Origin of the sequence: Virgibacillus sp. 6R (assembly GCF_001895305.1) — a bacterium.
GTDB classification, from domain to species: Bacteria; Bacillota; Bacilli; order Bacillales; family Amphibacillaceae; genus Virgibacillus; species Virgibacillus pantothenticus.
Genome location: NZ_CP017762.1, coordinates 4,153,930 through 4,178,632, shown reverse-complemented (window position 1 = coordinate 4,178,632; position 24,703 = coordinate 4,153,930). Strand labels below are relative to the sequence as shown.

At 38.3% G+C, this 24,703-nt stretch carries 23 protein-coding genes; 3 read left to right on the top strand and 20 right to left on the bottom strand.

Features of this window, described 5'->3' with window-relative positions:
* Positions 1–489: 489 nt before the first annotated feature.
* From BKP57_RS18890 to BKP57_RS18880, 3 genes are all read right to left on the bottom strand, one after another.
* Complete coding sequence (locus BKP57_RS18890) at positions 490–1,026, bottom strand: sulfite exporter TauE/SafE family protein (RefSeq protein WP_232231242.1); 537 nt, start codon at positions 1,024–1,026, stop codon at positions 490–492.
* A gap of 316 nt (positions 1,027–1,342) precedes the next feature.
* Positions 1,343–2,047, bottom strand: coding sequence for a hypothetical protein (locus BKP57_RS18885; RefSeq protein WP_072742165.1), 705 nt, complete (start codon positions 2,045–2,047; stop codon positions 1,343–1,345).
* 4 nt (positions 2,048–2,051) lie between these two features.
* A complete protein-coding gene (locus BKP57_RS18880) occupies positions 2,052–2,918 on the bottom strand; it encodes an ABC transporter ATP-binding protein (protein ID WP_072742164.1) in 867 nt (288 codons plus the stop codon).
* Between the two features lie 577 nt (positions 2,919–3,495).
* Here BKP57_RS18880 and BKP57_RS18875 point away from each other — a divergent pair.
* Positions 3,496–3,948 (top strand): SRPBCC family protein, encoded by a 453-nt coding sequence (locus BKP57_RS18875; RefSeq protein ID WP_050352482.1) that lies wholly within the window; start codon positions 3,496–3,498, stop codon positions 3,946–3,948.
* A gap of 252 nt (positions 3,949–4,200) precedes the next feature.
* Here the strand turns inward: BKP57_RS18875 and BKP57_RS18870 are convergent, their stop codons facing one another.
* The 15 genes from BKP57_RS18870 to hpaB all read right to left on the bottom strand — a co-directional run bounded on the left by BKP57_RS18870 (position 4,201) and on the right by hpaB (position 19,571).
* On the bottom strand, positions 4,201–5,382 hold the full coding sequence (locus BKP57_RS18870) for a hydroxymethylglutaryl-CoA synthase (protein WP_072742163.1): 1,182 nt from the start codon (positions 5,380–5,382) through the stop codon (positions 4,201–4,203).
* A 379-nt stretch (positions 5,383–5,761) separates the two neighbouring features.
* On the bottom strand, positions 5,762–6,553 hold the full coding sequence (locus BKP57_RS18865; RefSeq protein ID WP_050352480.1) for a YtvA family blue-light photoreceptor: 792 nt from the start codon (positions 6,551–6,553) through the stop codon (positions 5,762–5,764).
* A gap of 44 nt (positions 6,554–6,597) precedes the next feature.
* Positions 6,598–7,050 (bottom strand): antibiotic biosynthesis monooxygenase family protein, encoded by a 453-nt coding sequence (locus BKP57_RS18860; protein WP_050352479.1) that lies wholly within the window; start codon positions 7,048–7,050, stop codon positions 6,598–6,600.
* Positions 7,051–7,672: 622 nt separating this feature from the next.
* Positions 7,673–8,977: a TRAP transporter large permease gene (locus tag BKP57_RS18855; RefSeq protein ID WP_050352478.1), complete on the bottom strand. Its 1,305-nt coding sequence runs from the start codon at positions 8,975–8,977 to the stop codon at positions 7,673–7,675.
* The gene (locus tag BKP57_RS18850; RefSeq protein WP_050352477.1) at positions 8,967–9,455 is read right to left on the bottom strand and encodes a TRAP transporter small permease; all 489 of its coding nucleotides are present in this window, start codon (positions 9,453–9,455) and stop codon (positions 8,967–8,969) included. Before BKP57_RS18850 ends, BKP57_RS18855 begins: the two co-directional genes overlap by 11 nt.
* Before the next feature lie 15 nt (positions 9,456–9,470).
* Positions 9,471–10,502: a TRAP transporter substrate-binding protein gene (locus BKP57_RS18845; RefSeq protein WP_232231240.1), complete on the bottom strand. Its 1,032-nt coding sequence runs from the start codon at positions 10,500–10,502 to the stop codon at positions 9,471–9,473.
* Between the two features lie 612 nt (positions 10,503–11,114).
* Positions 11,115–11,804 (bottom strand): GntR family transcriptional regulator, encoded by a 690-nt coding sequence (locus BKP57_RS18840; RefSeq protein ID WP_050352475.1) that lies wholly within the window; start codon positions 11,802–11,804, stop codon positions 11,115–11,117.
* A gap of 88 nt (positions 11,805–11,892) precedes the next feature.
* Complete coding sequence (locus BKP57_RS18835; RefSeq protein WP_072742162.1) at positions 11,893–12,276, bottom strand: 5-carboxymethyl-2-hydroxymuconate Delta-isomerase; 384 nt, start codon at positions 12,274–12,276, stop codon at positions 11,893–11,895.
* A 21-nt stretch (positions 12,277–12,297) separates the two neighbouring features.
* A complete protein-coding gene (locus BKP57_RS18830) occupies positions 12,298–13,059 on the bottom strand; it encodes a fumarylacetoacetate hydrolase family protein (RefSeq protein WP_050352473.1) in 762 nt (253 codons plus the stop codon).
* A complete protein-coding gene (locus tag BKP57_RS18825; protein ID WP_050352472.1) occupies positions 13,056–13,847 on the bottom strand; it encodes a fumarylacetoacetate hydrolase family protein in 792 nt (263 codons plus the stop codon). The genes BKP57_RS18830 and BKP57_RS18825 overlap by 4 nt, the downstream gene beginning before the upstream one ends.
* 109 nt (positions 13,848–13,956) lie before the next feature.
* A complete protein-coding gene (gene hpaI / locus BKP57_RS18820; RefSeq protein WP_232231239.1) occupies positions 13,957–14,877 on the bottom strand; it encodes a 2,4-dihydroxyhept-2-ene-1,7-dioic acid aldolase in 921 nt (306 codons plus the stop codon).
* 132 nt (positions 14,878–15,009) lie between these two features.
* Positions 15,010–15,990 carry a 3,4-dihydroxyphenylacetate 2,3-dioxygenase gene (hpaD, locus tag BKP57_RS18815; RefSeq protein WP_050352470.1) on the bottom strand — a complete coding sequence of 327 codons (981 nt, stop codon included), beginning with the start codon at positions 15,988–15,990 and terminating at the stop codon, positions 15,010–15,012.
* A 14-nt stretch (positions 15,991–16,004) separates the two neighbouring features.
* Positions 16,005–17,474: a 5-carboxymethyl-2-hydroxymuconate semialdehyde dehydrogenase gene (gene hpaE, locus BKP57_RS18810; RefSeq protein ID WP_050353516.1), complete on the bottom strand. Its 1,470-nt coding sequence runs from the start codon at positions 17,472–17,474 to the stop codon at positions 16,005–16,007.
* Between the two features lie 106 nt (positions 17,475–17,580).
* Positions 17,581–18,054: a flavin reductase family protein gene (locus BKP57_RS18805; RefSeq protein ID WP_050352469.1), complete on the bottom strand. Its 474-nt coding sequence runs from the start codon at positions 18,052–18,054 to the stop codon at positions 17,581–17,583.
* A gap of 50 nt (positions 18,055–18,104) precedes the next feature.
* Positions 18,105–19,571: a 4-hydroxyphenylacetate 3-monooxygenase, oxygenase component gene (hpaB, locus tag BKP57_RS18800; RefSeq protein ID WP_072742161.1), complete on the bottom strand. Its 1,467-nt coding sequence runs from the start codon at positions 19,569–19,571 to the stop codon at positions 18,105–18,107.
* Positions 19,572–20,020: 449 nt separating this feature from the next.
* Here hpaB and BKP57_RS18795 point away from each other — a divergent pair, with 449 nt between their 5' ends.
* Positions 20,021–20,899 (top strand): LysR family transcriptional regulator, encoded by an 879-nt coding sequence (locus BKP57_RS18795; RefSeq protein WP_050352467.1) that lies wholly within the window; start codon positions 20,021–20,023, stop codon positions 20,897–20,899.
* A gap of 264 nt (positions 20,900–21,163) precedes the next feature.
* On the opposite strand, the gene BKP57_RS18790 is transcribed toward BKP57_RS18795, so the two are convergent.
* Together BKP57_RS18790 and BKP57_RS18785 are read right to left on the bottom strand one after the other, a co-directional pair.
* Positions 21,164–22,516, bottom strand: coding sequence for an MFS transporter (locus tag BKP57_RS18790; protein WP_050352466.1), 1,353 nt, complete (start codon positions 22,514–22,516; stop codon positions 21,164–21,166).
* A gap of 192 nt (positions 22,517–22,708) precedes the next feature.
* Complete coding sequence (locus BKP57_RS18785) at positions 22,709–23,305, bottom strand: lysophospholipid acyltransferase family protein (RefSeq protein ID WP_072742160.1); 597 nt, start codon at positions 23,303–23,305, stop codon at positions 22,709–22,711.
* Between the two features lie 616 nt (positions 23,306–23,921).
* Between BKP57_RS18785 and BKP57_RS18780 the strand changes: the two genes are divergently transcribed.
* On the top strand, positions 23,922–24,548 hold the full coding sequence (locus BKP57_RS18780) for a metal-dependent hydrolase (RefSeq protein WP_050352464.1): 627 nt from the start codon (positions 23,922–23,924) through the stop codon (positions 24,546–24,548).
* Positions 24,549–24,703: the final 155 nt, after the last annotated feature.

Below are 24,703 nucleotides of genomic sequence, written 5' to 3'. Positions count from 1 at the left end.
TTTTGTGGTATAAGTGGCAAAATCCTAACACCTAACAAGGCACCCAATAAAATAATCGGAATCATGAATTACATTCAAACTGAATGATGAACTGCTGATTAATCCTAAATACAATTAGAAAAACTTGGCTTGTCGCCAAGTCTTATGGCGGAAGCCTTTGTTTTTCTTATACTATAAACCAAAAAATTTTATACTTTCCTATAGTGGAACAAAGGCGTAAGCGCCCGTTTAGCAACGTAGCGAATGGAACGAATCAACTAAAGATTTAGGAATCATGCCACTAAAACTGGGGTATGCCGACGTCTGGGCGGCAAGCCCGTTTTTAGTCGGCCTTCCCCTTAGCGACGAACCGCTGAGGCCTTATCGTAGGGCGCATTTCTAAAGTCGCATCGTTGCTGGGCTCATGCTCTGGACGTGACTATTCGGTTATTTCATTATCCATAAGCACCTAAGTTTATACTTTCTTATTCTTATAAAAAGGAACTTTAATCAAATTGACGGTGATAAACCGATAAATTCCCTCTTTGGTACACCTTTTACTAACAAATAAATAGTCATAATAGCACCAGCAGCATTTCCTACCATCGTCGTAAAGCCACTGAGAACTCCCATGATAATTGTAAAAAATAAGGAAGTTGGTAAAAGCTGATTAAAGCGTTCTCCAAATCGATCACGAATGACTTTTAAACCAATCATAATGAGTACAATCGCACCAATAATTGGCTTTAGCTGGTCATCATTTACTTGCTGTAAAACAAAAAAACCGCTGATGATACCTAGTAATATCCATGGAAGAAGTGATATTAAATATTTCCAAATAACATTACGACGATAATAGAGAACTGCAAACAAATCCCCAATTAGAAGCATAGGAAGTAAAACTCCAATCGATTCCTTAGCTGGAAATACAAACATAATTAATGTAACAACTAATATAACTAAATTCGGAAGACCTGATTTGGAAAAGCCGATAAATAACGCACATAGTATAACGATTAGCCAGTCGATTGTCGTTAAATCAAACAAAAACGTATTCCTCCTCTATCTAAAAATCCAATAAAGCAATCTTCAATCAGTGAGGGTTTTCATTCCCCCCACTGATTGTTAGACGAACGAATCAGGCATTTAGGTGCTGTTATCTCCCACTTAGACTTGTTGCAGTACAGATTATCCAACTTCTGAAATGGGAGTCTTACAGCACCTTATATACGGAATAAAAAGATTAACAATTTAAGAAGACGCTTAGGAAGTAAGTTTGGTAATATATATAGCAAAGAACAGGGTAAATAGGTTATGTTCATACGTCAAAGCTTCCTCTACCACCCTTGGAACGGCATGTTTTTTATGAAAATTTCTTTTTACGACGATAAATAATAAAAAACGCCGCCACCATAACACCTATATATGCCACGGTCCATAAATAAACACAGAAAATGCCATGAAGGTCTAATGGCTCTCTCATAAGTAGAGCCATTTCTGAAACTGGCGGAAGGATAAATAATATGTATTTCCAATATCCCGGTATTAGTTGTTCTAACCCTAAAGAGGCAATGGACACAATAAGCATGAAGCTGAGTCCTAACCAGGAATTTATCTTTTTAGCAATGATTGCTCTAGAAAATACTCCACTTAAGGTAATTGCAACCATTCCTAATAAACAATGCCTTGCAAATCCAATTCCAAGCTCCTGCAACGTTACCTGCTTGGAAAACATCCCAAATACAAGAGGATAAAATATAGAAACAAAAGCTAACAGAGCCACAATACAACCTGCGGCTAGGTACATACTGCAAAAATATTTTTTATCGTTTCCAGCATGGAGAATGGTTACTTGTTGTTGGACTATATCTTCTGTATGGAAAAAACGAAGGGAAATCCAGGCTGCAATGATATACAAATAGATAGCTGTCGCTCCATAGCTTGCTAAAACGGGATTAGGATAGATAGAATAATTGACTACTAGGATCATAATAAAAATGCTCATTGGCGCAACGTAATTATAAGATTTAATGTAAGCTATTAAATGATACACAATTAAAGCTTTCATTCCTTTACCCCCTCTCTTTATTAAAAACGTCAATCTGTCTAGTTTGCGTAACAGAAATTATGGAAACACCAGCTTGAATCAATTGAAGAATCATTTCATCGCTTTTTAACGGGTGTACTTTGAATATAACTTTATTTGCAAGTATTTGCATCGCATTTATTTTGGGGTTGTTGTCAAATTGCTTCAGTACTAAATAGTCAGCTGGAAGGGTCGTTTCAATCGTAACTGGGTTTTCTTTTGTTGCTAAAATTGTTTCAGTAGCTTCCATGAACTTGCCATTTCGCAAATGGACGATACGGTCTGCAAGTCGTTTTAAAAGTATATCGTCATGACAGGTGAATATGATGGTCAGTCCTTTTTCTTTTAGCTCATATAAAATAGACTCGACTTCTAATTGAGCGGTATCATCCAAACCCGATAATGGCTCATCTAAAATTAGCAGACGGGGAGAATGTAACAATGCTTGCATGATGTTTACTTTTTGCCTCATTCCTTTAGAATAGAGCTTCATTACTTTAGACGTTGCTTGTAAACCAAATTGCTTGAGAAGTTGGCGGGCTCTCTTCTTCGATGTTTCACGGGATAGCCCTTCAATCCTCCCTAAATGATAAAGGTAGTCAAATGCTGTAAACGACATATTTACCGGAAATTGTTCTGGTACATAGCCAATACGACAATTATCACGTTGAATAGTACCACTCGAAGGATGCGTAATCCCAGTTAAAAGCCGAAGCAGCGTGCTCTTCCCTGAACCATTCGTACCAATAATTGCTACTGCTTCGCCTTGACAAAAGGTAAAGTCGATATGATCTAAAATACAATTATTATTCACTTTTTTGGAAACATTCTTTCCTTGAATCAGTATCCCCACTTCACCGTACTCCCTTCTTTTTCACCGTTTGCTTCTACGGCCATTTTATTTGATTTATACTGGATAGCTGGATCGAGGCTCGCTCGAGCTCTCTACTTAGTGCCCATCAGCTTGTGAGTTAAACGTTCGGTTTGCTTACTTACTCGATCTGACTTAACTATTCCCCTTACTCGGTTGCTCGATCTAGCTTGAGGCTTGAATACTATGCTTGGTTGCTCGTTCTTACTTGTGACTTAACTATTCGCCTTGCTTATACTGTGTTGTGTACTTGCTTTACACTATTTCTTCTGTAAATAGCACCTTTTGTGAAAATAATAATCTCGATTACTATACCTATTGTTCATAATTTTTCCTATTCTCCATCTAGATTGATTATCTTCCGATTGATATATGGTTAAATATAGCTTATTTGTGGTATAAAATAAACTATAGCTTAATAATTGTTTTATATTAGCTGTTGATGTACGTTATAATTATTTAAATGAGGCGCGAATTTTCTTTATCCTATTTTGTTGCTGCTAAATTTAATACCAATTGTTACTAAACCTAGATAAATAAAAGGAGGCTGAGACATTTTATGCCTAGTGGAACGAAGAAGGTTACCCTAAATGTGCCAATTGAACATGTGTGGAATTTTGTTAGCGACATGAACTATTGGGCGCCATTAGTACCTGGTTATATTGATCATGAAATTATCAACGATAAGGAATCGACATGGACGTTCAAAGGCGACCTCGGTATCGTTCATAAGAAAGTACATTTAAAGGTGATTATCACCAAATGGGAAAAGCCTGAAAAAGTAACATTTGACTTGAAAGGCTTAAGTGAAAAATTTACCGGTAGTGGAGCATTTAATGCCAAGGCTATTAACGCTGACCAGACGAAAATGACCGGCCATTTGGATATCAAAGCAGGGGGAATAATGGGACCTGTGATCAATCCAGCGTTAAAATCATTTGTTCCTAAAATGACTTCAGAATTAACGGAAGCTATTTCTCAAGAAATAACCAAACGCCAAAGTTTTTCGTAAACTTTTGGACTAAGAAAATAGTCAGAACAGTCATCCAAACGATTTATTTAACAGTAAAAACTCCATGAATTGGGGTTTTCTCTTATTTCCTACTATTTTTAATTAAACAGAAGCGGATATGTGACTTCAGTTGAATCTTCCACTTATCTTCTGAGCTTCCCTACTTACTATGGAATAGCAAGTCTTACTGCAAATTGCATGCATAAAAAACGAGCGGATTTCTCCATACACGAGAAGCCCGCTCATACCTCTTTAAACCTTCACTTGACTACTATTCATGTAATGACGGATATGACCACCAACTCCAGAAAGCTTTATTTTAGCTGGGTCAGCGTCTACATCAAGTTCAAAATCTGTTCCATCCTTAGGCAATTTTGCTTCAAAGATTTGTTCATACTCTTCCACACTCACTTCTTTTCTCGACGCGAGTAAATCCTGATGTTGTTTCGTGTTTAAATGGACTTGATAATTAGGTTGCAGAAGACCAGTAAAGAACTCTCCAACAGCTCCAGAACCATAGCTAAACAACCCTATTCTATCACCCGCATTTAGATTGCTTTGATGTTCAAGCAATGACAGAAAGCTTAAATATAAAGAGCCTGTATAAATATTACCGACATGTTTATTATAAATTTTACTGTATTCCAGGTTTTCCAGTAAGCGATCTTTATCTGTTTCAGTGCCTTGATCATAAATAGTACGTAAAGCCTTTAATCCCATTTTTGTATATGGAAGATGGTAACAAATAGCAGCAAAGTCACCAATACCTAACCCTGTTTTTTGTTTATATGCATTCCAAATTTTTTCAAAGAACGACAAGTACATTTCATTCGAAAGTTTCCCATCTACCTGTGCATATTCCGAATAAACCGGACGCCAAAAATCCATCACATCCTCTGTTAAATAGGACGACGGCTCTTCAAGTGCCAAAATTTTTGGATCCTTACTAATGATCATGGCAACTGCGCCAGCACCTTGTGTCGCCTCACCGCCAGTTCGAAGCCCGTATCTCGCAATATCTGAAGCTAATACTAAAACCTTACTGTCTGGATTTAAAGCAATATGCCCTTTTGCCATTTGAATACCAGCAGTTGCGCCAAAACATGCCTGCTTTACTTCTACTGTTCTCGTATGAGGTTGCAGGTTCAGTAAATGATGAACATAAACCCCTGCTGCTTTTGAGTGGTCAACTCCTGTTTCTGTACCAAATATAACAAAATCAACTGCAGCTCTATCCGCATCATCCAGAATTTCCATTGCTGCGTTGGCAGCTAATGTAACTGCGTCTTGTGTAAGTGGTGCAATAGCCATTTTTTCCTGACCAATACCAATGGTGAATTTTGCCGGTTCTACGTCTCTAGCTTTTGCCAAATTATTCATGTCCACATATAAATGCGGAGCGTAAAAACCTATTTTATCAATCCCTATTTTCATAATAAGCTCCTTTACTTCATACTTGATAACACTTTTTATTTAAGTGACTATTTTCACAATTCATTATAAAAGTTCTACCATAGTACATCATAATATAATCTACTATTAAACACAATATTGGCGCTTCCATTTTTCGATGGAGCTAACAGAGTTAAGCCTTTCATTTTTAAGGATTAGAATTAATTTCAAAAAACAGCTCCCCCTTTCTGGAAACGTTGGAAAGGCGGAGAGTAGAATGAATGTTAGCGATCTCTGCCTCTACCCTTGCAGTTGGAAATCTCCAGTGTAAATTAGGAAGAATTTTCAAGACACAAAAGTTCAAAAAAAGCAGAAGGAGACGCTCGAGTAGTTGTCGCCTTCTGCTTTGTTAACGTGTAACCTATTTATCCTCTTTCTCCTTATCTATAAAATGCAACGCCATCTTTACATTTTTAAACGTATTCATATCTTTAAATGTATCCTGAATAATCACCGTTTTTAATGCCATATCAGGACGAATGCCAGCAAATAATAATTTTTTTCCCATTAATGAAATAAATTGGTGAATCTTTAATAGACGTGATACCGTGTATGTATCTACTTCGTGTAGACCAGATAAGTCAATAATAATATATTCTTCATTCGCTTGTTCCATATAGGTAGATATAGTTGCCATCATTGTTTCCATCCGTTGATCATTCATATTTCCAATGAGCGGCAAGACCGCTACATCATCGCGAATCGGTACAATAGGCGTTGAAAGCTTTTCGATCTCTAACAAACTATTTTGTAATAGTCGTTCGCTCTCCTTCTCATTGGTCACATCTTTTTGCACACCGACGAAGTAATATTTTTGTTCTTCTTCCACCCACATCGGGTCAATCGATAACTCATTCCAAAAGCCTGTCCCGTCTTTCTTATAATTGTATACCTGTATTGTAATCGATTCGTTTGCTTGTATTGCTTTACGAATCCGCTCCAAACTGTAAGGATCTGTTTCTGTTCCTTGCAAAAAGCGGCAATTTTTCCCAACTACTTCATTTTCCATATACCCAGTCAATTCTGTAAAACCTCTGTTTACAAAAATAATCGGATTTTCCTCTAAATTAGGGTCAGTAATAATTAATCCAACCCCAGTATAGTTTAATGCTTTTTCAAATAAATATAATTTTTCATGTCGTTTATTTACCATACTTACAGTCCTCTTTCGTTCATAATCTGCTATTTCTCGATAATTTAATTAGTAATTGGTCGATACAACTTGTGGTAAGGTTTGTTTTTTAGTACACCTGTTTCTTGGTCAATCCCTTGCTGTGTTTTTCTTTTTCTATGTGCATGTTGGTAGGCAGTAGATGCCTGCCAGTTTCGAAAAGCCTCCTCTGTCTGCCACTGAGTCAAGACTATATATATGTCATCTTGTACTGGGCGTAATACGCGAATTGCAACAAATCCTGGCTCATTTTCTATTAATCTAGGCCGGTTTAAAAACCGTTCTTCAAAACGTCTCCTTTTTTCATCATGAACAGGAATACAATTTAAAACAATAATACCCTTTGTTTGTAAAGTATTTGCTTGATCTATAATTTCGTATTTCTTTTTTTGTGCTTCCGAAGCAATCCAAATGTTGTTCCCGATTTCATTTATAGATAATTGTTGCTTCTCGTTTAGCTCTATTATGTTTACTTTCACCGTCAGCATCCTCCCTTGCAGTTCTTAATTTCAGCATAACATATTTTTGCAAAGCTTTAGCAACATAATGAAGTCTCAGCAGTTTACTTGATAGGTTATGTTTCGTTTCTGATCAAGCAATCTTCAATAAAGAAGGGTGGAAGCACCCCACCGTTGAAGCATTAACAAAGGCTACCATCTTAGGCTTCCTAAAAGATAAATACTTTTTATACGCGCGATGTCGCTAACATAGATTCCCTTGTCCTTAAGGCTATTAACAAGCTGGACAAACATGATCACTCTCGTAAGTACGGAAAAATTTAAAAACTATCGCAAGCTATGATGCTATATTTAATGAGAATACTAATTTCTAAAACTTGAAATACTAAAAGAACAAAGGCGCGGGGCGCCCGTTTAGCAACGTAGCGAATGGAACGAATCAACTAAAGATAAAGGAATCACGGTGAGGCGACGAACCGATGAGGACTTATCGTAGGGCGCATTTCTAAAGTCGCATCGTTGCTGGGCTCATGCGCCGGGCGTGGCTATTCAGTTATTTCGTTATCTCCAAGCACCTAATTTTATACTTTCTTATTCTGTAAAAAGAAGCTCTCATGTCCTGAAAGCCCCTTTCGCTAATAATTCATCTCATTAAACTCGGTAAAACAGTGACAATGGAAGGAAAGACAATGAGGATCAGTACGCAAATTATCATCCCAGCAATCATCGGGATAGCGCCTTTAAAAATGGTTTGTACAGGTATATCTGTAGCAACTCCTTTAATTACAAAAATACTAATCCCAAGTGGGGGCGTTAATGAACCGATATTAATTGCCATTACCATAATGATACCGAACCAAACACCGTTAAATCCCAACTCTAAAATAATCGGATAGATAATGGGAATGGTAAGCACAATAAGCGACAAACCTTCAATAAAACATCCAAGCAAAAACAATGCCAACAAAATAGCAATTAGAATAACATATGGGTTCAATTCCAAATGACTAACTAAACTGGTTAGTTCCACTGGTAGTCTGCTAATCGTTAAAAACTGGCTAAATAACGTAGCGCCAATAAGAATTAAAAAAATATATGCTGTCAATTTTACGGATTCATTAAAGGCAAGTTTTAGCTTGTGCCAATTCAATCTTCTTGAAAGAAAAGAAAAAAGCATGGCCCCCATCGCTCCGACTCCAGCCGCTTCTGTAGGTGTAAAAACCCCTACGTAAATTCCGCCAATACTAATTAGAAATAACGCTAAAAATGGCCAAATACTCTTTATCGTATGGAGTTTTTCTCTTGTTGATCCCTGTTCTGATCTTACAGGTGCCAATGAAGGATCCTTCCGCACAAGCAATGCAACAATGAGTATAAAAATGATCATTTGGATCATTCCAGGGATAATACCTGCAATGAGCAACTCTCCAATCGGTTCTCTTGTTTGTATACCATATAAAATTAATATTACGCTTGGCGGTATGAGAATACCCAATGTTCCGCCTGCTGCAACACACGCTGTAGAAAGGCTTGGCTTATAATTATATTTTTTCATTTCTGGTAAAGTTATTTTAGAAACCGTTGCAGTTGTAGCATTTAACGAACCTGAGATAGCCGAAAAAACAGCTGCCGTACCTATAGTTGCCATCGCTAATCCACCTCTTAAATGACCAATCCAGCTATCAACAGCCCGGTATAAATCCTTACCCATTCCTGTATACGAAAGAAGCATTCCCATTAATATGAATAACGGAATCACACTTAACGAGTATGAACTCGCTGTATCAAAAGGAGTTCTTCCTAACTGAGCAAACGCAACATCCCAACCACGGATAAGTGTTGTACCGATCAAACCAATGAGAATTAATGCAATGCCTACTGGTATTTTTAATAACAGCAGCATAATCAATCCAATAATTCCTAACAACCCAATCAGTTCAGGAGTCATTTGTGTTGGCCCCCTTTTGCATATAACGTATCGCATGCAACAAAGCAGCCCAAGCAAATAAACTTAATCCCATAACAGCAAGCCATGCAATTGGATATAATGAAATAGCTAAATCACCTGTCACTGTATTTGCATGATACAAACGAACGGCGTACCTTCCCGTACTCCATGCAACCAAAACCAATAACACCGCAATAATTAAATGAATAATGCCATCTAGAATAAATTGCGTACGCGTTGAAAAACGTTCCACAAAAAAATCGATTGTAATATGTTCTTCCTTTACGTGTGTATAAGCAATGCTTAAAAAAATCACCATTGACAGCCCAAGTTCCATAAAGTCTACCGTTCCTGTGATCGGTCTATTCCAAAGCCACCTTGATAATACATCTAACGTAATAAACATAGCCATCAAAAACAAGATAAATTGGGCCGCAAAATGAGAAAGTTTCGCTAATTGTTTAATCCATCTATCCATTTATAATCGCCTCTTTCATCTTAACTCTTCTTTCAGTTCTAAAGCTCGCTGATAGATTTCGCCTCCAGGCAAACCGTCTTTCTCCATCTCGTTAACCCAAGCGTCAAAAATAGGATCCAAAGCTTCTTTCCATTCGGCTAAATTATTCCCCATCACTTCGTACACTTGGGCACCATTATCTTCTGCTAGCTTTCTCCCTTTTTTGCCATCTTCATCAAAAACACTGCCACTTTTTATTGCAGTTTCTATACCAGTCGCTTGTTGAACGATTGTTTTTTCTGATTCGGACAATCGCTCATACTTATCTTGATTCATAACGGCAAAAAAAGGAGTTGTAGAAAAGTTTCCAATCGTAATATAGTTTGCTACTTCATATAGGTTGTAATTGTACAACGCTTCTAAAGGAATCATCGCTCCATCAATGACGCCACGTTCCATAGATTCATATACATCTCCCATCGGCATAGATACCGGAACAGCTCCTAGCACTTCTAAAATATCATTTGCTAATGGAGAAGGAGAGCGAATTCGTAATCCCTTCACGTCCTCCGGTGATTTAATCGGCTCCGCTTTCGTTACTAGCTGTGCTGGATCGGCTGTAAATAAAAATAAAGGGATCGTGTCATTATGTTCATTTTGAATACTTGGAAACTCATCATACAAATGCTCCATGATTTCAGATCCATGCGCTGCTGATTCTGCAAAAAAAGGCAATTCCAATATCGATACTAGTGGAAACCTTCCGGGTGAATAACCGTGAACACTTAAAGCGATATCAACTTCTCCTGTAACAGCCATATCATATTGTGAACCTGCATCTCCTAATGCATTGGCAGGATACAAATCATATGAAATAGCACCATTAGACTTTTCTTTCATTTCATTACCAATCGCTTGAAAAACATCTGTTTGTATCGGATGACTTCCTGGTAAAAAGTGCGAAATTATCAAATGGTGCTCAGAGCTAGTGGAAGCAATCCCTTCTGAACACGCAACCAGAATAAATAATACTACGATTCCTATCAACATCCTTATTTTACGAAACATCATTTCACCTCCATACAAAAAACAAAACACGATAGCGCTTACAATGATACACATGCAATGTAAAGCTGTTTCTCTTTTATTACGTTTGCACCCATAGTCACGAATAATAATGCATTTTTATATTCGAGCAGTAGCGACCACTCTCATGTTCGGTTACGGCGTGTGCACCACGTTGTTTCTATCAGATCTCTCAACGTAAGCGCACATTCTTCCTCTCCATATCTCAACACCATTTACTCTGTATACCCTTTGGCAGTATGGACTTTGATTTGTTCGGCAATCTCATCCAAGTATAACCTAGCCTTCTATTGAAGTTCATGTTCCTAAAGGCGGAGATTTGCCGCCAATTTCCTTCAGATTCCGGGGTCGCCCTAGACACACTTGTCTTTAGCTAATCGTTACTACTGCCTTCACGATTCGGGACTTTAACCCTATAAAACGTGCACATGCCTGGCATACCAATAATTAATTATATATGAAATCATATATAATTAAGGATATAGCATTTGTTTACTTATTAAATATCCCCTTACATGTTGATAGTAATGGTCTATTCAACCACTATTTTAAGACGCTTCCAATCAATATATAAGGGGAAGGGAGTAAAAGATTTTATACTTTGTTATTCTGTAAAAAAGCTTCTCCATAAACATGCTGCTGACTTAAAAATGAATCTTTCGTATTTAACTTATGGTTTCTCGCCGCCTTCTCGATTGTTTCAAATTCCTTATTTTGACTTAATAAATGGATTAACTGCTTATGTTCTTCAATCGAAGCTATTGCTCGTTTTGGATGGAATGCTGAACCTGCTCTGCGAATGGAATCTAGTTTTCTCCATAATCTATGAATTTCTTCAACCAAATAGGTATTGTTACAAAATAGATAAATTAAATTATGAAAATCACGATTTAATTGTCCAAACGCTTGAAAATCAAACGCTTCTATTGCCTCCTTCATTTGTTGATTTTTCATGGTTAACTCCGCTATCTTTCCCTCTGGAATACCATGTTGGCTGCTTAATGCTGTTGCATATCCTTCCATAACAGCTAGAACGGAGAGCGTATCTACATATTCGTGTTTATCAATCGGCGTCACTACTGGGCCAATATTGTTTTGGTAATCAATGAGCCCTTCCGCTTCTAATTGCCGAACCGCCTCCCGAATCGGAATGGCGCTTGTAGATAGTTCTTTCACTAATTGGTTAATCACGATGCGTTGTCCCGGTGCATAGTGTCCTTCAATAATCCGCGACTTCATATAATCATATGCTTTTTGTTTTTTAGTAATCGGTTTATTTTCCATAGTGGATATATCATATACTAGATGATATATGATGTCAAAAAGGTGGATATTATGCCATAACTTCGATTATTTTACCCCCGCTTTAAATCTACCTTGGATAGCGTTGATGAATATTGTTTAATTTATACGTTGGGAAAGTAAATTCATACAATTCCAGCGAGATAGCTAGGTACCGTGCTTTGAAAACGGAGGTTAAATGGTCTGTCATTGCCGTAAATAAGTCATCGCAAAGCCGTTTTTTTTCAGTCTCCGTTCGTCCTTTTCCTAGTTTTAAAGTTGCATGGATAAAGGCATCATCCTCGGTACCATCAGCAATAAGATAATCTTCTAATGCGATTGCTCTGGAGCGAAGACCCCCTATTGGAATAATGTCATGATGTGATAATAACGCCTGATTGGCGATTTTTAACAAATTCGCGATATCTATTTCTTTCCGAATATTTGTTGTATACTCGATAATCAAATGTGGCATTGCATTATCTCCTTTACTAGTTCAACTGTTTTGCAACACTTCTTCACCAACTACCGTATTTACCAAGCGACCGACCCCTTCAATTTCAGTTACGACTTCATCTCCGACAACTGTATCGACTGATCCTTTTGGCGTTCCTGTTAAGATGATATCCCCTGGATATAATGTCATAAAACTACTTAAGTACTCGATTAATTGCGGTATACTTAAAAGCATATCTGCAGTTGTACCATCCTGTGTTTTCTTTCCATTAATGTAAGTTCGCAGCGTTAAATTCATCGGGTCATGTACATCTTCCTTATCGACAAGCCACGGACCTATAGGTGTGCAACCATCGCGATTCTTCACACGCAGGTTTGGGCGGTAGTAATTTTCTAAATAATCTCGAATGGCATAATCATTCGCTACCGTATAGCCTCTTACATAATCATAAGCTTCTGCTTGTTGAATATGCTTTCCTTGCTTGCCAAGCACCACCGCTAATTCACATTCATAATGCATAAATGTCACGTCATTTGGGCGAACCGTCTTTCCTTTGTGACCAATTAACGTATTCGGACCTTTAAAAAAGACAAGCGGCTCCTCTTGAACTGCTGAAAATGATAGTTCCTTTGCATGATCCGCATAGTTTAACCCTAACGCAAAAATGGTATTCGGTTGTACAGGTGGTAACCAGACTACTTCATCTTCTGTCACTAATCTACCATCAAGCAGTTGAACACCATCACCATTGACAGTTGCCTCTTGAATAAGCCCATCGTATGCTACACGTGCATGCTTCATAATCTCCCTCCTACACTTGCTTTCTCTGTGGCAATGGTATTTTCAAGTACTCCTATCTGATCTATTTCAATATGGATGTGATCTTTCGCTTTTACTCGTGGCGGGTTCTCTGGAACACCGACTAATAATACATCTCCCTTTGCAAGCGTCATAAACTCCGTTATGTCAGCAAGTAATTTTTCTACGGAACGAATAAGCTGATTGGTATTACTTTTTTGTCTCAGCTCTCCATTAACTAGCACGCGAATTTCTAATTCATTTGGATTATGAACAGCAGTTTTTGACATGATCCATGGACCAACAGGACAAAAACCATCGCGCGCTTTTTCTTTCACTGGAGGACGATAAACACTGTCGTGAGGGATGCTGACATCATTGACAATCGTATATCCTTCCACAAAGTCTAAGGCATGAAATTCGTCGATTTTGCTAGCCGTTTTTCCAATTACAACTCCTAAAGCAGCCCCCATATCCAATTCCTGCTCTTCTTCTGGAATTGGGATTAGGGATCCAGCAGCAATAAGCGTATTCTGCGGTTTTATATACAGAACAGGAGCTTGTGGTGGTGCTTGATATGGTTCCTGGTACATTGCCTCTTTTAATTGGGTATAGGCGTTGCGATAATTTAATAGTGTACCGTATATAGTTCCGGTTATAGGAATATCGAATGACAATTCTTTATTTCTGTATGAGTTACCGTCTATCCATACTTCTTGTTCATTCAAATTCACTTTGCCTTCCTGTATGGGTTGTATTCCTGATAATTTCATATATACCGTCTGCAACATTTTCACCATCCTCATTTATTGTGCATGATTTTAAAAATGAATTTAAGCAATACCCAGATGAATTCGTTCATTTGAATATTGCTATAAAATGTATATTGAAAAGCAAAGCTCACGTATGCTGTAATAACTTCCCGTAATCAACTAAAGTTTGATGAATTTCTTTTTGCAATGCCTCATTAGGAACATCCATTGGCAAGCGTAGTACAGGTTCAATTTTCCCCATCATCCCAAGTGCCGCCTTCACTGGAGCTGGGTTCGTATCTTTAAACAATACGTCATTTAATGTCATTAATTCAAAATGTAGGTCCTGCGCACGCTTAATATCTCCTTCTGCCCATGCATTATGCATCTCAGCTACCTTCTTCGGCTCGACATTAGATGTAGCACTAATGGAACCTGCGCCACCAATAGCAAGCATCGGATAACAAAGCAGTTCAATACCTGAAAATAACAAAAAATCTCTTCCGCAATGAAGTAATACACGATTCACATGTTCAAAGTCTTTATTCGATTCTTTTACACCAATTATGTTCGGACAATCTTCTCTTAGTCTTGCTAATGTTTCCACTTCCATATTTACAGCTGTCCGTCCAGGTATATTATAGACAATAATAGGTATATCGACCGTATCAGCTATTGTCTTAAAATGCTTATATAAAGCCTGTTGGTTTGGTTTATTATAGTATGGAACAATTACCATTGCTGCATCTGCACCAATTTCCCGGGCTTTCTTCGTTAAATACATCGTTTCGTCATGATTGGTAGAACCCGTTCCTGGAGCAAATGGAACTCTGCCGTTGATTGCCTGTTTAGCATTTTCCATGACATAGACACGTTCTTCTAGCGTAAGCGAGCTTGGTTCTCCCGAGGTGCCTGTAACGGAAATAGCGTGTGTTCCATTGTCCAGCTGGTATTCGATTAATTCTACTTGTTTCTCGTAATCTATTTCATAGTTCGCTTTAAACGGAGTAATTAACGGGGTGACAGATCCTCGTAAGCGTTGTTTTATCTCTTCATATTTTTTAACCAAGTGAACCATCCTTTCTAAAAGTTAGTGCTTCAAAATACGGATGAAGCAAAATGGTAACAAACTGTTTGAGCATGGACGAATGAGGTCCAATAATATGCCCTTTTATTTCCTTCTCTGTACATCTGCGATACGTTACATTACAAATTGCGGCTTACTTTTCTTCAGTTTTGGTTCCTGTAACGGCAATTTTTGTCCTGTCAGTATATCTAGAACTTCAGAAGCCTCGTCAAACCAGCAGTCAGGTGCTTGATGACCCCAAAACGTTTGCCTCATCGGGTCATCTAAATCCCATTTAATTGGCTTAAAGTCGGGATCACTCGTTAGGTAATCCCCATTGTATAATTCAATCCGATGACCATCTGGATCTCTGACATATAAGAAAAATGCATTCGAAAGCCCATGCCGACCGGGTCCTCTTTCAATATTAGCGCTATATCCTGCGGCTGCTAGCACATCACAACCATCAATGAGACTCATTGGATCTTTCAGCCAAAAACCAATATGATGTAAACGTGGTCCTAAACCATTCATAAACGCCACATCATGGACAGAAGGCTTACGATGAAGCCAAGCAGCCCAAATCTTTTCTTGTTCTCCTTCCGTATACTCAGAACACGCAAAACCTAGCTTCTGTACGTAATAATAATAAGCTGATTCGACGTCACGTACCATGCAATTAAAATGATCAATTCGTTGAACTTTGGCTCCCTTATGCAAGTCATAACGCTGCAATAATCGCTCTACAGACTCCATTTCTGCATAAAATTCCAGAGGTATACCAGTAACATCCTGAACACGAAGCGCCCGACCTATGGCGTGCTGCTCCCCTTTTGGCAGCCACTTTACTTGTCTTCCTTGGCTGTGAAATAGCTTTTCTAGTTCTTCCAAATCATTTTCACAGGTCACTTTATAACTAATTGCTTCCACAGCTGGTTCTGTCGTCTGTTTTAGCCATAAGCTATGATGGTTATGTTCTTCCAAACCGCGAAAAAATATATTTTCGCTATCCGCTTCTGTTACCACAAATCCCAATGCCTCATAAAACGGACGTGACTTCTCTAAATTGGTAACATGCAGGACAGCACGCCCCGCACGTATAATATTAAAATCCATCCCAGTGCCCCCTTCTATTTGCCAAACTGCGGTATGTGATGGTCCTTTAATGCTACATGAACAATCTGTGTTTCTGTATAAAAATCAAACGCATAGTGCCCGCCTTCACGTCCTATTCCACTATGCTTAGAGCCTCCGAATGGCGTGCGCAAATCTCTTACATTTTGAGCGTTAAGCCATAACATCCCCGAATTAATTGCTTGAGCGACTCGATGACCGCGCTGGATGTCTTTTGTCCACACATACCCTGCCAGCCCGTAGCGGACATCATTGGCCAGTTCAATCACTTCTGCTTCATCAGTAAAGGTCATTGCTGCTATAACCGGTCCAAAAATTTCTTCCTGCACCACACGCATATCATTTCTTGCATGAAGTAACAGCGTCGGCGGAATGTAATTACCTTTACTATCAGGCACATTCCCACTAATTACTTCACACCCTTCTTCTTCCGCAATTTTTAAATAATGTTTCACATTTTCATAATGTTGTTGATGAATTAACGGTCCTACTTGTGTACTTACATCTAATGGGTCCCCGACCGTTATATTAGCAATACGCTGTTTTAATCGTTTAATAAACGTTGAGGCAATACTCTCATGCACGTACAAGCGGGAATTAGCCGTACAACGCTCACCATTAAATGAGAAAATTCCCCATGTGCAAGCGTCTAACGCCCTTTCTACATCCGCATCTTCAAACACGATAATCGGTGACTTTCCCCCAAGCTCCATGGAAAAACGTTTTAATTGATCCGCTCCATTTTTCATAATTTCGGAGCCTGTCGTCGTTTCACCTGTAAATGAAATTAACGGTACATCTGGATGGGCGACAAGCGCTGCACCAGCTGTTTCTCCATAACCATGGACAATATTAAATACTCCATTCGGCAGTCCTACCTTGTCAATAATCTCTGCTAACCGATGCGCTGTAAGCGGAGACCATTCTGCTGGTTTTAGCACAACCGTATTTCCAGTAGCAAGCGCTGGGGCAAGCTTCCACGTTTCCAGCATAAATGGTGCATTCCACGGGGTAATTAAACCAGCCACCCCTACAGGCTTATGAATTGTGTAGTTTAAAAATTCATCATCTACCTGATACGCTTCTCCTACCATTCGTGTCGCAACCATCTCCGCGTAAAAGCGAAAATTATAGGCTGCTCTGCTCACCATTTTCTTTGTTTGACTTATCGGAAGCCCAGTATCAAAAGATTCCAGTGGCGCGATTTCGTCAATATGCTCATCGATGACATCGGCAATTTTGTAAATATAGGCTAATCGCTCCCTTACTTTAAGTTTTCCCCACTCGCCATGAAAGGCTTTTTTTGCAGCCTTTACAGCCTTATCAATATCTGCTCTTTCTCCCGCAGCAACTACATTGATTGTTTCGTTAGTAAAGGGACTAATATTTTCAAACACGTCCTGAGAATCTGCATCGACAAACTTTCCATCAATATAATGTTGAACAGCCTTTACTGCTTGTTTCATTTCCTCGTGCTGTTCCGCAATTTGATTTGCCATTAATCCTCCGCTCCTTTGTTAAAAATTAGTACATTGTATATAAAATAATATATGATTTGTGAGGCGGTTTCATTTACACATATTCTGCTGGCTCATACTTTCCATACTGCCCTTTATAAAACGTTAGCGGATTTCCATTATTGGAATGAATGGCTTCTACCTTCCCAATAAAAAGTGTATGGTCGCCTACTTCAAATGCTCGGTCCACTTCACATACAACCGAAACGAGTGCATCTTGAATGATGGGAACACCTTTGAGTATATCGAATGGGACCTCCTCGTATTTTTTCGCTTGATTTGCAAAATGCATGGAAATATCCTGTTGCGTATCCGCTAGAACATTTACCGCAAATTTTTCGGATTGGTAGATTTTTGTTAACATATTCGCTCGATTGTCTATAGATACCGTAATTAATTTTGGCTCTAAGGAAACAGACATAAATGCGTTTGCTGTCATACCATGCGTTTCTTCTTCCACTTTAGTTGTAATCACTGTCACCCCCGTAGCAAAACAACTCATTGCATTTCGGAAAGCTCTACTATCCATATGGATTAACCTCCTGTCAGTTCATAATAACTCCTTCATTTGAATAGCACCTAAATCTGTAATTTATTCATGTTTTGGCTGTTTAAAAACTCTCTAACTCGAGCTTTATACGTTTCTTTATCATATTTATCAAAGTAAGCCATCCCCATTTTAATTGGATCGCCAAAGAAATAATATTCATAATGTGTCTGCCTGCTTCCAAATGCACTCATTGTTAAATCCCATGCTAAGCGGAAAATTTGCACTCGCTCATATCCTTCCACATTTTTCCCTTGCATGGCACGGTGAAGAATCGGACCAATCTCCTCATGTGCAAAATCTGCCTCGGTTGGTATCCCCATCATCCCAGAAGCGCCAAGAATACGAATGATCTCTGCCATCCGCGGATACACACGCGGGAACCAATTTCTGGCAGCATCAAGCGCTGCAAAATCCGGTGTCATCATGCCCCACTTATCAAGCTTTGCATTGTTCTCTGCACGGAATAAATGAGATTTCATTGTTTCTAGCGTGAGCATAATTTCCGTGCCTTTATCTTTCACGTGCTGAAAGCCATCAATGCCAATAGAATCCATTAGAGTCAATACAACCCCAAGCAAAAATTCTGTTTTGGCAATATTTTTTGCAACTACTTGATGTGTCATATGAACAACAGCATTCGTTTCACCAAAAGCTCGATTACAAATCGATGAATTCTCCAATACAAAAATACGGTCCCATGGAACAAGTACATGATCAAAAGCTACGATCGTATCTCCTTCTTCAAATTGATGACTTAACGGATGATCATATGGGTTATCTCTATATACAAAAGATTCGCGGCTTAAATATTTTAACCCTGGTGTATTATTTGGTAGGGCAAATGCTAAGGAGTAAGGGTCATCCAACTCTCCTGACTTTTTAACAGTCGATGGAAACACTAAAATTTCATCTGTAATAGCACCCTGAGTCGCCAACAACCGAACCCCATCGACAATAACCCCATCATCATTCTTTTCCACTACATGTAACGCGACGTTAGCATCTTTTTGTTCCGCTTGTATCTTTGCCCGATTTACCTGTGGGTGGATCAATGTATGCGTTAAGCTAATATCATTTTCTCTGGCAAATGCTGCATAGTTCTTAGCATTTTCAGCAAACATAGGGTCACCCTCGGCGTAGAATTCGCTTGCCTGACCCATCGCCATCACATCAGCATTCAAATAATCGGGCGACCTTCCCATTAATCCTTTTGTAAAACTTTGCCATTCCATGATAGCTTCTCTGCGCTCAACTAATTCGTCAACAGTTGTTGGCACCATAAATGTTTTGCTTACTTTATCGCCTGTAGTTGGTGATGTATACAACATTTTGTCGGGTTTTTCATATTGAAGGTCATACAGTTTTGCCATGGATTGAACCACATTTTTAAATACTGGATGTTCTGTCACATCTTCGACTCGTTCTCCATGAATATACACATTATTATTTGCTTGTTTTAACCGTTGAATATATTGCTGTCCTGTTTTCGCTGGCATAGTTTCCCTCCTTGCATATTTAAAAAGCGTTTTCATAAAATGCGTGCTGTATTCAGGCAATTTTCTGAATAATACCTTTAATTAGAACAATATCATAATTTTTGCTATATTCATAATATCTATTTTATTAACAAACTATATAAAAATGATATACTTTTTGACAACGGCAACTAATATATATAAAATCATATATAATTATCCAGTGTTGCATAGTACACATATTTCTTTTGGTTTTAAATTGCGCCATCAGTTTATTATTGGACCACCATCCAGTTACTCACGCTTTTCCCTCACTTCTACTAATTGTGAACATGGAACCAGGGATATTTTTCTTACATACGTCACTAAATGGTGGAACATAGGCTAGAATCTTCTGGTCCCTTGAAAAACAGCTTCCGTTGAGATTACATACTTTTTAGAATTTAATGTGTACAAAAGGGGGGGAACAATTGGATTTAAGACAGTTACGGTATTTTCAAACTATTGCAAGAGAAGGGCAAATTACTCGTGCTGCAAAAAAACTGCATATGGCTCAACCACCGTTAAGCCAAAGTCTTAAAGCATTAGAAACAGAGTTGGGTGTAAGATTGATGGAGCGTAATGGGAGAAAAATGGAGTTAACGGATGCAGGTGTCATTTTATATCAAAAAATAAATCACTTATTTGATTATATGGAAGAAACGATGACGGAAGTAAAAGACATTGGCGGCGGGATAAAAGGGACTCTTTCCATCGGCTGTGTAAAAACATGCTTTCCACAAATACCCAAAAAGCTCAAGTACTATCATAATAAATATCCACACATTCAATTTCAGCTAAGAGAAGGAGATTCTTATTTACTTGCAGAACAATTACTCCAACGAACTATTGACGTTGCGGTTATTCGCTTACCAATTGAGATGAGTACCTTTGCTTCCCTCTCCCTTCCAACAGAAAACTATGTAGCAGTAATTCCGGAAAATTGGTCGACTGTTTCAGAAACCATCACGATGGAAAAGTTAAGTGAATTGCCGTTACTCTTGCTACATCGTATTAGCGGGCGAGGGCAATATGAATTAATCGTGGAACAATTTGAAAAACGCAATCTTTATCCAAACATTGTTTGTGAATGCCCTGATGTAGACATGATATTACAGTTGGTTAGCGAAGAAATGGGAGCTTCCATCATTCCAGAATCCACACTTCAAGGTCACCATTTGCACGGATTAAAACCATTGACCATTAAAGACCACACTTTCACTTCTCACTCGGCAATTATTTGGCTCAAGGGCCGTTATCTGCCAAAAAGTGCTAGACAATTTATTGAGTTGTTTGCAACAGAAAAATGATCAAGTGAGTCTTCCATCAGTCGAAGTTTTTTGTCCATCTAAACTGATTTGAAACTGAGCAAAAGTAAAAATCCTAAATTCCCTGGAAAAAGAAAAACACCACCTCTGCGTGTCACGCCTCCTGTGATTGGCATCGTACAGATCTAACAAATGGGGAATTTATTTACCGTTATTTCTTTGGATTTCCTTGTCTCGTTGCGACTCTTGATGGAAAAGTTGCAAACCTCGTGCATCCGGGATAAATTTAACCGACATAGTTTCATACTATCTATTACTGTCCGTTAATTTTCCCGGAAGCCTTAACATCATAGCAAATACCAACACGGAAAAAATTAAACAAATAATGGCAACTAGATGCAAATTTTCATAACCTACCTGTTGGTTAAACATGATTCCTAATAAACTGGAAGATAAGATGGCGCCCATATACCTGCTCGTTTGAAATAAACCCGAAGCTTGTCCTGTATCCTCTGGTCTTATATTTTCATATAATGCCGTCTGCATGGAAATATTGTTAAATCCGTTACTAGCTCCTAAAACGCTCATTATTACAAGTAACCAGCCTAACGAAGAAGTTTCATGGTACGTTAATAATAATCCTGTACCGATTACTAGCAAGCCTATCCCTACCACTGCTGGTAATTTCGACCCTAATTTATCGATCATACGCCCTGCCAATGGTGCAATAATTACGCCAAAACCGGCAAGTGCTAGCATAATAATCCCTGTCTGTGTTTCGCTATAAGTAAGGGCCTGTTGAAGAAAGATTGGGAAACCGAAAAAATAACAATAATAAATGAGATTAATACTCATAAATTGCCCATAAACCATGGTTACCTTCGTATTCTTCTTTAAACTGGTCACATCCATAAATGGTGCTCGATGCTGCGCTTCAAATTTATAAAAAATTCCCGAAGTTATCAGGAAGGCAAAGAGTGCCCACCAGCGAATATTTCCCTCCTCAAACGAAAGCAAAAACAGAATTAGGCTCGTTATGGACGCAATGAATAAACCAATTCCAATAAGATCAATCTGCTTTAAAGCAAGATTTTCTTTCGTATCCGGTAAAATAAATATAGCTAAAAGAAACGACATCAGAATAAATGGAAAGTTAATGAAAAAAATGGCTTGCCAATCCCATAAATCAATGAAGAAACCTCCAATGGATGGACCAAAGGCTGCCGATGTGGATGCGAATATAGACAAAATTGCAAGTGCCCGTCCTTGTCCTTCTGTTATATATGTCCGAATCATGCTCATACCACTAGGAAATAAAGTGGAACTGCCAATGGCCTGCAATGCTCGACAAGCTAACAAAAAAAGAAAATTTGGAGAAAAAGGTGCTAGCAATGAAGCCAATGCTACAAGCATTAATCCGGTCATAAATAACCGTTTTGGACCAAACATATCACTTAGTTTTCCCATCACTGGCTGACCTGCTGCACTTGCTAAATAAAAAATAGAGATCAGCCATGAAGCATGTACAAATGATAACGCAAAATCCTCCTGAAGGCGTGTAACTGCAACCGCGATCATGGATGAGTTTAGCGGGTTCAATAGTGTCCCTAATCCAATTGTAATAATAAACAACCATCGTTTCTTTTTTAATTCCGCCATGTAAATCACCAATCAATCTGTATTTACAGTATAAATAGAAATAACCTTTTCAAGCATCAGCTTGTTCCATTACTTCGTGCAAACGTTTATTAGAAAATTGTATCGTATTGTTGATGGAAAAGAAAACGTTATGCCGTGGTTTTTTTAAATCCCCACCGCACATGTCGCACGTCTTCTCCCCATTCTGGATGCTTATTCGAAAGCTTGCAGTTGTTTTTGTAAATCATGTAAAGACAGTTCCAATTGTTCCATCATAACTTCCATGCCTTGCTTTAAAGGCAGTTCTTCAGGTAGATAAATTGGTTCTCCAAAAATGATTCGCGGTTTTACTCGTTTAAAAAGGTCTTTCAAGTTATTTGGACCTTGATAAGCAACTGGTACGATGGGAACTTTAGCATATCCCGCCATTGTAACTGCACCCCTTTTTAGGGGGACTTCCTCACTTGTTCTTGTGCCGCTAGGAAATACGCCAACAACTTTCCCTGCCTTCAATAGCTTCCTTGGTATTTTTATCGCACTTGGTCCAGGATTTTTTCTATCCACAGGAAACGCATGCAACTGTTCCATAAACCACTTTAAAAACCGCGACTGAAACAGCTCTTTTTTAGCCATATAATGGATTTTAACAGGTAACATACTAACTCCGAGCCACAGGATATCTACCCAACCTGTATGTGTACAGGCAAGTACAAAACCACCCGGTACATTCGTATTTTCTTTTTGATACACCTTTATTCTTCCAAACATGCTGAGAATTATTTTTAAAGCATTGGCACAAAAATAGTACATGTATCTAATCTCCTTCTATGTTGCATTTATATGACTTCATTTTAACATATAGTTTTAGTATCTGGTACTAATTTTGGATTATTTTCTCCTTAGATAAACAAATCGGCATTTAGGTACTATTATCTACTGATTAGACTTGTTGCAGTACAAGATTATCCAGCTCCCTAATGTGGGAGTCTCACAGCAATTTATATGCGGGATAAAGAAGAAAATCTGTAGATGCGGCTATTTGGGGTACGTTTTTGAACAAAGCCAAATTTGCATGCGCATTAATCAATAAGTTATTCAGCCAGACAATCCATTTATAATTGCGGCTTTTGCTATATAGTATTTTCTTAAGTCCCAGCCACGTTTTTCACTAAACAGAACACACATTTTGGTGTACAATGAATAAAGAATTAAAGGTCTGCTTGCTCTACATTTTCCAAGCATTATTTTTCTTCTTACTTAGGAGAAGCATATCGTAGGGCGCATTTCTAAAGCCACCTAGTTGCTGGGCTCATGAGCCGGACGTGGCTATTCGGTTATTTCGTTATCCATAAGCACATCATTTTATAGTTTCTTATACTTTATTAAAAAAACGCTCTAGCAATCCTAGAAAGGAGGATTTCTTAACATGAACGGTACAACGCATGCAGCAATTGGTACGGTGACCGGCTTTATTATCGCAAACAACTTACAAAGTCCTCCTGCAGAAACAGCTTTACTCGTTAGCCTAGGAACGATTTCAGCGTTAATACCAGATCTTGATATTGATGGAAAATTACGCGGTAAAATTACTTTATCGCATAAACTATTTCGGACGATTGCTCAAGTCATCGGGCTTTTGCTTATCATCTATAGTTTTTATGAAGGAGAAGGGATGAAACAATGGATAGGAGCTGGCAGTGGATTTGCGTTGCTCTCTATATCCATTCGCCTTAAACAAAAGCATATGCTCACCATCACAGGCGTAGGTGTCATCATTGGCGGATTAGCATTAGAGGAACAATGGCTGCTGTTATTAGGGATTTATATTATTATGGCTTCACTTGTAGCTCATAGAAGTTATACACATTCGATTTTAGGTGTTATATTTTTTGGATTTATTGCTTTTTATTTACATCAGTCGCTGCGGGTGGAGGGGGTGTATTATACATGCCTGATTGGATATATTACCCATTTAGTTGCAGATAGTAAGATTTTACCATTTAATAAACGTGGTGTTAAATTATTTTTACCGTTTTGGAATAAAGAATTTTAAAGTTTTTCAGTGTGTATCAACACTATCGAAAAGTCCGACACAATTACGCTTACTGTGCATCACTACTTAAGGAAACGATAACAAGCACTCTTTAACATGAAACAAGTTTTGTGAACTACCCAAGATCAAAAAAACGGGATACTTATAAAATTTGG